Raw genomic sequence first — 11484 nt, forward strand, 5'->3', positions numbered from 1 at the left:
TAAAAACCGGTGCTTCGTCGCACCTGTTACTAAAGTACGCAGTAGCACCGGTCCCTCTTACAATTCTTCTACAATAATATTATCATTCGTATATACACAAATCTCCGCAGCGATATGCAAAGAGGCTTCTACGATATCTTTAGCTTCCATATCTTTACTATGACGTTTAAGTGCACGAGCCGCAGACAATGCAAAATTGCCTCCAGAACCGATAGCAATCACATCATCGTCAGGTTCAATAATTTCTCCGCCACCTGAAATCAATAAAATACCACTTTGATCCATAACGATCAATAAAGCTTCTAGTTTGCGAAGTACACGATCAGAACGCCATTCTTTCGCTAGCTCTACAGCAGCACGTTGCAAATTACCATGATGTTCTTCAAGCTTTTCTTCAAACTTTTCAAACAACGTAATCGCATCAGCTACAGAACCTGCAAATCCAGCGAGTACTTGTCCGCGATAGAGGCGACGTATTTTTTTGGCATGTTGCTTCATAATAACATTTTGTCCGAATGTAACTTGACCGTCACCCGCGATAGCTGCTTTACCATTGTGACGAACAGCACATATCGTTGTAGCGTGAAATGAGAGATCCATTTATACTTCCCCTCCTTTACATAGTCAAACGTTAATTATTGTGTAACTTCTGATGGCTCTAGCTCAAAAAATGTTTTAATACTTTCTAAAGCTTGATGCGCCAGCATTTCGTTTTTCTCTTTTTTATTACGAATACGTTTTTCTGGTTTAGGTAGTAGACCAAAGTTCGCATTCATCGGTTGGAAATGATCTGGATCAGCATGTGTAATATAGTGAGCCATACTTCCTAGTGTACTCTCCAAAGGTAAATGAAGCAATTCTTGCCCTTTAGCTAGACGTGCTGCGTTCATACCTGCTATCAATCCAGATGCCGCAGATTCTACATATCCTTCTACACCTGTCATTTGTCCAGCAAAGAAAATACGATGATCATTTTTAAGCTGATACGTATCTTCTAACAGTCTAGGCGAATTGATAAATGTATTACGATGCATTACTCCAAAACGAACGTATTCTGCATTTTCAAGACCAGGAATCATTGAAAATACACGACGCTGCTCGCCCCATTTCAAATGCGTCTGGAATCCAACTAGATTATATAACGTACCTGCTGCATTATCTTGACGCAATTGAACAACCGCATAAGGTAATTCACCTGTATGAGGATTAATTAAACCTACAGGTTTCATCGGTCCAAATAAAGCAGTTTGTCTACCACGTTTCATCATCACTTCAATAGGCATACAACCTTCAAAATAGATTTCTTTTTCAAAATCTTTTAATTGAGCGGTTTCTGCTTCGATCAGTGCTTCATAAAACGCATTAAACTCTTCTTCATTCATCGGACAGTTCAGGTAAGCGGCTTCACCTTTATCATAACGTGAAGCTAAGTAGACTTTATTCATATCAATAGAATCTTTTTCAACGATAGGTGCCGCAGCATCATAGAAATAGAAATATTCTTCACCTAATAAAGCTTGAATTTGCTGTGACAATGCAGGTGAAGTTAGCGGGCCTGTAGCAATAACTACAATACCGTCTGTAGGAATTTGTTGTAATTCTTCATTGACTACAGTCACCAACGGATGGTTATGAAGAGTAGATGTAATTTCACCGGAGAACCCATCACGGTCTACAGCAAGAGCTCCTCCTGCTGGAACGGCATGACGATCTGCTGCTCCAAGTACCAAAGAGTTCAGCATACGCATTTCTTCTTTCATTACCCCTACTGCATTTGCTAATGTATTCGAACGTAATGAATTACTGCATACCAATTCTGCAAATTGATTCGTATGATGCGCTGGTGTTTTTACAACAGGACGCATTTCATATAAAGTGACAGGCACACCTTGACTTGCGATTTGCCAAGCCGCTTCACTACCTGCAAGTCCTGCCCCAATAACCGTTACTTTTTGAATATCTGACACAATAAAAAACCTCCTGCATAATGCACTTAATCTAAATAGTTATAACTTGTACCCTATTTAAATGAATAAATAAGATACAAGTTATAGGTAAAGTGGATACAATGATCCACACTTTATTTAATGATACGTATTATACGTGAAAAAGTCTCAAAATCCTACTTCTTAGCAACTAAACGTCAATCCACCTCTAATGCCTCATCTTCTTGTTCTTCAACCATCTCCGTATGATCACAATGAGTACATTGCAACTTCACACCTTGTTTGTTGCGTTTTTCGACCATCATCGATTCGCAGACTGGACAAGGTTTAGGCGATGGACGATCCCATGATACAAAATCACAATCAGGGTAACGATCGCAACCATAAAAGACTCTTCCTTTTTTACTGCGACGTTCAACGACATGTCCTTCTTTACATGTTGGACAGGTTACGCCGATGTCTTTAATAATAGGCTTCGTGTTACGACAATCTGGGAAGCCTGAGCAAGCTAAGAATTTACCGAAACGTCCTAATTTATATACAAGTGGTAATCCACATTTATCACAAATTTCATCAGACACTTCGTCTTCAATTTCGATTTCTTTCATTTCTTCTTCTGCAAATTCTAAGCGCTTTTCAAAAGACTCGTAAAACTCGCTCAAAACATGAACCCAGTTCTCTTCACCTTCTTCAACATGGTCCAAATTCTGTTCCATATTCGCAGTAAACTCAGCATTCAATATTTCAGGGAAAAATTCTTCCATCAACTGAATAACCAATTCACCCAGTTCTGTAGGCATAAATTTCTTTTCTTCAATCGCTACATAACCACGCTTTTGAATCGTTTCGAGTGTTGGTGCATACGTACTTGGTCGCCCTATACCTAACTCTTCCAACGTTTTCACTAAACGTGCTTCTGTATAACGTGGAGGCGGTTGAGTGAAATGCTGTTTGGGTTCGATCTCTTCTTTTTGAAGTTGATCGCCTTGAGCAAGTGGTGGTAAGAATTTGTCGCCTTCTTCTTTACCATCATCATTACCTTCCACATACAATTTCATAAACCCTTGAAAACGCACTTTGGAACCTACTGCACGGAAGGTTGTAGGACCTGCTGTGATATCAACAGATAATGTATCCAAAACAGCTGAAGACATTTGACTGGCTGCAAAACGTTCCCAGATCAATTTGTATAAGCGGAATTGATCACGACTCATTAGTGGCTTCAATGTATCCGGTTCACGGATTGCAGAAGTTGGACGAATCGCTTCATGCGCATCTTGTGAATTTGCTGCTTTTTTAGAATACTGGCGTGGTTCATCAGGAACGAACTCTTTACCGTATTTTTCTAAAATAAATTCTTTCACTTCTTCTTGTGCTGATGCTGCTACACGGGTTGAATCGGTACGCATATAGGTAATCAAACCAACGGTTCCTTCTTTACCTAGATCGATACCTTCGTATAATTGTTGAGCTACTGACATCGTTTTGGCTGCACGGAAGTTTAATTTACGAGCGGCTTCCTGCTGTAAAGAAGATGTTGTAAATGGTGCAGATGGATGACGCAAACGTTCACGTTCTTTGACATTGGATACTTCAAAAGAAGAATCTCCAATCGCCGCTAGAATTTCTTTCACTTCGGCTTCATTATGAAGTTCCTTTTTCTCGCCATTTAAGCGGTTGAACTTCGCTTCAAACGTTGTATCATTAATCGTTAATTTCGCTGTAATACTCCAGTACTCTTCAGCTACGAAATCAGAGATTTCATTTTCACGATCAATAATAATTTTAACAGCTACGGATTGAACACGACCTGCGGACAAACCTTTTTTTACTTTTTTCCATAACAATGGACTGATTTTGTACCCTACTAATCGATCCAGTATACGACGTGCTTGTTGAGCGTTTACAAGATCCATATTAATTTGACGCGGTGTTTTGAAAGCGTCTTTTACTGCTTGTTTGGTGATTTCATTAAATACAACACGACACATTTCGGTTTCGCCAACGTCAAGCGCATGAGCCAAATGCCATGCTATTGCTTCACCTTCGCGATCCGGATCGGCTGCGAGATAGACTTTTTTCACTTTTTTACGGGCATCTTTTAATTCTTTGAGGATAGAACCTTTGCCTCGAATCGTAATATATCTAGGATCAAAATTATGTTCTACATCAACACCTATTTGGCTTTTAGGCAAATCGCGAACATGTCCCATAGATGCTTTAACAATATATTTACTACCCAGGTACTTACCGATTGTTTTTGCTTTTGCCGGTGATTCTACAATAACCAGTGTATCTGCTGCCATTAGGTTCGTCCCCCTTTCATCATTTCTATCTTTTATATTATTTATATTAAGGTATATAGCGCACCAGAGCGTTGACTGATCTGTTTTTTTATGATTAAAGATAACAGAACGGTATGCAAAAGTCCAAAATCAAACTTCGATTGAATATGTAATTCATCAATCGTTGCATCACCCTGCTCCAATATAAGGTATATCGTTTTTTCGTCTGTTGTCAAATCGAATTTTGCAGAAAAGTCTGAAATTGGAGGTTTTGAAGCACTCATTTGACTGGATTTTTCTTTCATTTCGTACGGATTATCACACCGTTTGATTAAACTTGAATCATATTCCTTCATTATATCTTCTGTAGAGGTAACCAGAATGGCTCCTTGCTTCAGTAGAGAAAGCGTCCCCTGACTTTTGGGAGAAGTGATTGGCCCCGGTACAGCAAAAACATCACGATTCTGTTCCATGGCAAAATCAGCGGTAATCAAAGAACCACTTCTAGCATCAGCTTCAACAACCACAGACCCGTAAGAGAGCCCTGATATAATACGATTACGTTGTGGAAATAGCCCGGGTGAGGATTTGGTACCTATCGGATACTCAGATAATACAAGTCCTTGATCAGCAATTCGATGATACAATGAGCGATTTTCCGCAGGATAAATAGTATCAATCGCTGTGCCTAGAACAGCAATAGTCTGTCCATTCGCTCGAAGCGCTGCTTCGTGACATACACTATCAATACCTCTCGCCATTCCACTGACTATCGTAACACCACGCTCTGCCATTTCACCAGCAAGTAACTCACCAACTTTCCGTCCATAAGCGGTCGGAACCCTTGTCCCTACCATACCGATACAGAAGCTAGATAGCAGTTCTACCCGTCCTTTAGCATATAAGATCCATGGCGGTTGAAAAGTTTCCTTCATTAAAGTAGGATACTCCTCATCAAGCATCGTGATAATATGAATTCCTTGCTCCTCATACTTCTTTATTTTGGTTTGGAGATACTCTGGTTGTAGCTGTTCAGGTAAAGATTGAGCTACTTTCTCAGGCATGCCTAATCCACGCCAGCTTCCGGCATCCCATTCCGGCAGTTCGCGCAGATCTACATGATTCTGCAATATATCCTTCATTCTTTTCCAACCTATACCAGAAGCTTCACATAGTCCAAGCCATATCCATTTATCATCCATTGTAATGATCTCCTTTTCAGGAGCAGGAACAAATCGTCCTTCTCCATTTAATCGTAAACCTAACTATTTTGCAAGCGTTTACTTCATTTTTAGGTATTTTCTTCCATTATTCTAAGTCATTTTGAGGTAAAAAAAGCTAAATGAACGCAAAAAAAGCAACCTTTGTCTCCTCAAGAGAATACAAAGGTTGCTTACCTTATACGTCCGTTACTATCTAATTACATTCATTATAAAGAACAGACTGTAAAAAGTCTATATAGGAGTATTAAAGTCCCTTTTTAGTGCGTAGTACACTCACTTAAAAGACCTTTTTCTTCTAAAACTTCAACTAATGTTGAACCCATTTCAGAAGGAGTAGGTGCTACTTTAATACCGCAAGATTCTAGCTTAGCAATTTTTTCAGCAGCAGTACCTTTACCACCGGAAATGATTGCGCCTGCATGTCCCATACGTTTGCCCGGAGGAGCTGTAGCGCCGCCGATAAAGCCTACTACAGGCTTCGTCATATTCGCTTCAATCCACTCTGCCGCTTCTTCTTCTGCTGTACCACCGATCTCACCAATCATAATGACTGCGCGAGTATTCGGATCTTCGTTAAACATTTTCAGAATATCAATAAATTCTGAACCTTTAACTGGATCTCCACCGATACCTACAGCAGATGATTGACCGATTCCACGAGTAGACAATTGATGAACAGCTTCATACGTTAATGTACCACTACGTGATACAACACCTACATAACCTGGCTTGTGAATATAACCTGGCATAATACCAATTTTACATTCGCCTGGTGTAATAACACCCGGGCAGTTAGGTCCGATTAAGACTGTTTTTTTGCCTTCTAGATAACGGGATACTTTAACCATATCCAACACTGGAATACCTTCTGTAATACAGATAACCAGATCTAGTTCAGCATCGATTGCTTCAAGAATAGAATCAGCTGCAAATGCAGGAGGTACATAGATAACACTTGCTGTAGCGCCTGTTTTTTCCTTAGCTTCTACAACCGTATTAAAGACTGGCAATTTAACTGTTTTGCCATCTTCCAGTGTAATCTCAACATCAGTTCCACCTTTACCAGGTGTTACGCCACCAACCATTTGAGTACCGTAATCTAGCGCACCCTTAGTATGAAAGAGTCCTGTTGCCCCGGTAATACCCTGAGTGATGACTTTTGTATGCTTATCTACCAAAATACTCATTGTTTAGACACAGCTCCTATCACTTAATTTAGGTCCTGGATTTTATACGAGAGCTACGATCTTCTGTGCTCCGTCCGCCATAGAATCCGCGGCAACGATGTTTAGCCCTGATTCGGCGAGAATTTGTTTACCTAAATCTACGTTCGTACCTTCAAGTCTTACAACTAAAGGACGATCCAGACCGATTTGTTTGGCAGCTTCAACTACGCCGTTAGCGATAACATCACAACGCATAATACCACCAAATATATTAATGAAAATACCTTTTACACTACTATCGGACAAAATAATTTTGAATGCTTCTGTTACTTTCTCCGTTGTTGCACCGCCCCCTACGTCAAGGAAGTTAGCCGGTTCGCCGCCATAATATTTGATAATATCCATCGTAGCCATAGCCAGACCTGCACCATTAACCATGCAACCGATATTACCATCAAGAGCGATATAACTTAGATCGTATTTGGAAGCTTCAATTTCTTTTGCATCTTCTTCATCCAGATCACGAAGTTCAAGAATATCAGGATGTCTAAAGATCGCATTCGAATCAAAATTCAATTTTGCATCCAAAGCAATAACTTCACCGTCACCAGTAACAACTAGCGGGTTGATTTCTGCGATAGAGCAATCTTTTTCGATAAAAGCAGTATACAATGCAGTCATAAATTTAGCTGCTTTGTTCACTTGTTTTGTCGGAATATTGATTGCGTATGCTAGTTTACGAGCTTGGAACATTTGTAGACCAATAGCCGGGTCTACGGTTTCACGGAAAATCTTTTCAGGTGTTTTCTCAGCGACTTCTTCAATTTCAGTGCCGCCTTCTTCAGATGCCATGATCACGACTCTACCTGTAGCACGGTCGATAACAACACCTATGTAATATTCTTTTTGAATATCACAGCCTTCTTCGATTAGAAGTCGTTTAACTTCTTTTCCTTCAGGACCTGTCTGATGTGTTACAAGCACTTTACCCAAAATCTCTTGAGCATAAGTACGTACTTCGTCCAGACTTTTAGCTACTTTAACTCCGCCAGCTTTACCACGACCACCAGCATGAATTTGAGCTTTGACCACACACACTGGGCTGCCCAGTGATTGAGCTGCTTCTACAGCTTCTTCTACCGTGAAAGCAACTTTACCTTCCGGTACAACTACTCCGTACTGTTTAAGTACTTGTTTTCCCTGATATTCATGGATATTCATTCAATAAATCCTCCTATCAACATGAATGCATTCCGGCAAGAGCCCCCGGCAAATCAATAACCTTCAATATTGTAACATGTTTTTAAAACGCTTTCCTTAAAAATTTCGCCAATTTACTCCATTTACTGGAAGTTATCTTGAGTAAGCTAGCTCTTACTTAATATATCATGTATACGCTATCAAAGTAAAAAAACAAAAGCCCTTTTACCAAAATTCGATAAAAGGGCTCTATTTCAACCGATACGGTGTTACACAAGATACCTGTATTTTGTATACATTAAGACTTGTTATTCGCCATTTCGATATTTGTTTGGTGTACATTATGAAGCAACTGTTTAAATTCGCCTAGCAATTCTTCGAGTTTCTTCGTATTCATACATGTTCCATCCATAACATCTTGTGGAATATTAACTGCTTGTTCCTGCAACTGCTGGCCTGCTTCAGTCAATGTAATATGCACTTTACGCTCGTCCTCTGTAGAACGTTTACGAATAATCAAGCCAGCGGCTTCTAAACGCTTAAGCAAAGGAGTCAATGTACCTGAATCCAAATACAAAGCATTTCCTAATTCTTTAACTGTACACTCTTGTTGCTCCCATAACACGATCATTACGAGATATTGAGAATAAGTCACTCCCAAGCGATCCAATAGCGGTTGATACATTTTAGTCATTTCGCGAGAAGAAGCATAAATAGCAAAACAAAGTTGATTTTCAAGCTTTAACTGCGGATGTGGATACTCATTAGAATCTGTAGTCATGCTATATCACCTACCTATAATTATTATAAAAGATATTTTTCTTTAACTAATATTTTACCCAAATACAAAAAAATGAACGACTAACAAGAGTGTGCGAAATCTACTTTATAGATATGATTATATCATAAAATCTACTGATTTACATAAAGATAGCGAAAAATATTTTACTTTTCATATTAATTGTGTTAAATTTAATTTTGTAAAATAAATTATATAAAAAGGTGGAGTTATTCATGTTAACTATCCAACAAAAAATGTATGAAACTACAGTAAAAGCAGTTGGAGGTCGTGCAGGTTATGTTGAATCTTCTAGCCCTGAACTTCGTTTAGATATTGCAACACCAAAAGAAATGGGCGGCGCTGGCGGTGCTGGTACTAACCCTGAACAATTATTTGCAGCAGGATATTCTGCTTGTTTTGATAGTGCTCTAAATATGGTTGCTCGTATGCAAAAAATCAAACACGAAGGTACAGAAGTAAATGCTACTGTAAGCTTCGGTAAAGCTGAAGATGGCGGATTTGCGCTTGCTGTTAAAATGGATGTTTTGGTTAAAGGTGTAGAGCGTGATGTAGCTATGAAGTTAGTAGAAGAAGCTCATAACGTATGTCCTTACTCTCGCGCAACACGTGGTAATATCGCTGTAGAACTAAACGTTATCTAATATTAGATTGTCCAACTTGTACTTTATCCCTATAAACCCTTTCTAACTCTACCCCCTTAATATAGAGTTTAGAATATCGATTTTGAGAATATTACAAAAGAAGCAGTCCCCTAACTGCTTCTTTTTTCTATGCAAATAAAACATTTTTGTTCTATTTTGATTTATTTTCAGAAAATATGATATTATTACAAACATTCCAAAACGTTGCTATGACTGATATTTTCTAATTATGATTATGGATTCACGGTTCTTACAAAATGTAAGATTCGTGTCAAAATCGACTGTTGTGTGTATGTATGTTATAGTGAAAAACGTTATTTATTTTTCATATTCAAAAGATTCATCGCCTTACAGATGAACTTAACACACAGGAGGTCCAATTTATGAAACTCAAAATCAGTACTTTTCTACTTGCACTCACCGTCGTAGCTGCGACCGCCGGCTGTTCTAATGGCAACACAGAAACACCAGCTAGCACGACAACCCCAACAACAACTAATGAATCTACAGCCACTGATTCTACAGCAACAACAGATGAAGGTGCAGCTGTAACTGACAACGAAATGGCTACAACTGAAGACGCAACTACGACAGACCCTGCTACAGAAAGCACAGACAAAACAACTACAGATGCTACTACTGATAGCACTGCAACAGATGTTTCTGCTGAGAAAGTAGCAAGTGCCATCAAAGCGCAAAAGATCGATTTGATCTCTGCTCCAGATGAGCAAAACAGCTGGGTATTGAATGATGTAAAAGCTACTCGTTATGTAACAGATAAAGACTTGAATAAACAGGAAACTGTTTCTATTTATAGCTTCAAATCAGCTGACGATGCTAAAAAAGGGTTGGAAGATTTGAAAACTCAAACAAGCAAAACCCCTTACGATTTGCTTAACAAATCCACTTACACTAAAGGTAACGCTGTAGTGGTATATTGGTTTGAGCCTTCTTTAAACAAAGGTAGCAAAGAAAAAGGAATGTTAGACGCTAAACTTCAAAAAGCTGTAGATAGCTTGTAAGTTAGATTCAGCTTCTTGAACCTAGTTCCTTTTGAGTATTTGATCCAAAATCTTTATTATACTGTTTAAAAACAGACTATAATATTAAATGAGCTAAACAAAAAGAACCGTTTATAAAAAACGGTTCTTTTTGCTGTATTTATTATTACCAGCATTCTAAGAGTGCTCTGTTTTGCTGCTCACCATTATTTGGATAATTACTCTCTTCCACCTGTAAAAGGATTGATCTCATACGTCAGATCTCGACCTGCTTTTTTTTCTTCATGCGCTATACGTTTACCAATCGCTATGTGATACCAAATTCCTGGGGCAGAAAGCAATACCATAAATAACAAATACCATACTATAACCATATTTATCAGCTCCTAAATATTAGTCAGCTTCACAATATTTCCATTCATCTTCTGGCATTTCATATTCGTCGGAAGAAAAACGTTGTTCTTGGAAAGGATCAGCTACATTATGAAAGCCATGATCTTCCCAGAATCCACGTCGGTCTTCTTTCATAAATTCAATACCACGCACCCATTTGGCACTTTTCCAAAAATAAAATTTCGGAACAACCATCCGTAATGGCCCACCATGCTTAGCAGTAATCGGTTGATCATCATAATTCCAAGCTAATAATACATCTTCGTCCATCAGATCTTTCAAAGCTACATTGGTTTCATAATCAGGATCTGCATGAATCATTACATATTTTGCTTCTGATTTGACTTTCAATACCTTCATTAGATCAGCAAATTTGACGCCTTCCCATGCTGTATCAAATTTAGACCAGCGAGTCACACAATGAATATCACTGACAGTACGAGTGACTGGTAACTTTTGCAAATCTTCAAATGTAAATAATTGCTCTTCTTCAACTTCGCCAAAAATACGCAAATTCCAAAAATTCATATCATATTCAGGTACACTACCTTCATGCAAAATCGGAAAACTTTCAGTAAGTGTCTGTCCCGGAGGTAAGCGACGTTGTAAATCTTGCTCTAATATAGGCGTTTGCGGAATTTTAGCGCCTTTTAGACGATCTGCTTTATTCTGCATCATTGCCCCTCCTGTCTTTTTGTATTCATATTCTATATTTTAACATTAATTTTTGCGTATTTATAGCAATTCATCTGAGTACTGATTCAATAAAGTCTAGTATCCTTAGATCTATACTACAATCATGAACTCTTTATAAAAGACTTCAGTAA

General features: G+C 38.6%; 11 protein-coding genes. 2 read left to right on the forward strand and 9 right to left on the reverse strand.

Annotated features, from left to right (window positions below; all coding sequences use genetic code 11):
* Positions 1-57: 57 nt before the first annotated feature.
* The 7 genes from hslV to PTI45_RS09880 all read right to left on the reverse strand — a co-directional run bounded on the left by hslV (position 58) and on the right by PTI45_RS09880 (position 8601).
* On the reverse strand, positions 58-600 hold the full coding sequence (gene hslV, locus PTI45_RS09850) for an ATP-dependent protease subunit HslV (protein ID WP_069327391.1): 543 nt from the start codon (positions 598-600) through the stop codon (positions 58-60).
* A gap of 35 nt (positions 601-635) precedes the next feature.
* A complete protein-coding gene (gene trmFO, locus PTI45_RS09855; RefSeq protein WP_069327392.1) occupies positions 636-1967 on the reverse strand; it encodes an FADH(2)-oxidizing methylenetetrahydrofolate--tRNA-(uracil(54)-C(5))-methyltransferase TrmFO in 1332 nt (443 codons plus the stop codon).
* Positions 1968-2143: 176 nt separating this feature from the next.
* Positions 2144-4252, reverse strand: coding sequence for a type I DNA topoisomerase (gene topA / locus PTI45_RS09860; protein ID WP_069327393.1), 2109 nt, complete (start codon positions 4250-4252; stop codon positions 2144-2146).
* 41 nt (positions 4253-4293) lie between these two features.
* A complete protein-coding gene (gene dprA, locus PTI45_RS09865; protein ID WP_069327394.1) occupies positions 4294-5433 on the reverse strand; it encodes a DNA-processing protein DprA in 1140 nt (379 codons plus the stop codon).
* A 278-nt stretch (positions 5434-5711) separates the two neighbouring features.
* Positions 5712-6641 carry a succinate--CoA ligase subunit alpha gene (gene sucD, locus PTI45_RS09870; protein ID WP_069327395.1) on the reverse strand — a complete coding sequence of 310 codons (930 nt, stop codon included), beginning with the start codon at positions 6639-6641 and terminating at the stop codon, positions 5712-5714.
* Positions 6642-6683: 42 nt separating this feature from the next.
* The gene (gene sucC / locus PTI45_RS09875) at positions 6684-7841 is read right to left on the reverse strand and encodes an ADP-forming succinate--CoA ligase subunit beta (RefSeq protein ID WP_069327396.1); all 1158 of its coding nucleotides are present in this window, start codon (positions 7839-7841) and stop codon (positions 6684-6686) included.
* A 277-nt stretch (positions 7842-8118) separates the two neighbouring features.
* Positions 8119-8601, reverse strand: a complete 483-nt coding sequence (locus tag PTI45_RS09880; RefSeq protein ID WP_069327397.1) for a MarR family winged helix-turn-helix transcriptional regulator — start codon at positions 8599-8601, stop codon at positions 8119-8121.
* A 233-nt stretch (positions 8602-8834) separates the two neighbouring features.
* On the opposite strand from PTI45_RS09880, the gene PTI45_RS09885 reads away from it, so the two are divergent.
* Positions 8835-9263 (forward strand): organic hydroperoxide resistance protein, encoded by a 429-nt coding sequence (locus tag PTI45_RS09885; RefSeq protein WP_069327398.1) that lies wholly within the window; start codon positions 8835-8837, stop codon positions 9261-9263.
* Between the two features lie 383 nt (positions 9264-9646).
* Positions 9647-10285 (forward strand): hypothetical protein, encoded by a 639-nt coding sequence (locus PTI45_RS09890; RefSeq protein WP_069327399.1) that lies wholly within the window; start codon positions 9647-9649, stop codon positions 10283-10285.
* A gap of 197 nt (positions 10286-10482) precedes the next feature.
* Here PTI45_RS09890 and PTI45_RS24115 read toward each other — a convergent pair whose 3' ends face one another.
* Positions 10483-10638: a hypothetical protein gene (locus tag PTI45_RS24115; protein WP_175425160.1), complete on the reverse strand. Its 156-nt coding sequence runs from the start codon at positions 10636-10638 to the stop codon at positions 10483-10485.
* Between the two features lie 19 nt (positions 10639-10657).
* Positions 10658-11332, reverse strand: coding sequence for a sulfite oxidase-like oxidoreductase (locus PTI45_RS09895; protein ID WP_069327400.1), 675 nt, complete (start codon positions 11330-11332; stop codon positions 10658-10660).
* Between the last annotated feature and the right edge of the window lie 152 nt (positions 11333-11484).

This window comes from Paenibacillus nuruki, assembly GCF_001721045.1.
GTDB classification, from domain to species: domain Bacteria; phylum Bacillota; class Bacilli; order Paenibacillales; family Paenibacillaceae; genus Saccharibacillus; species Saccharibacillus nuruki.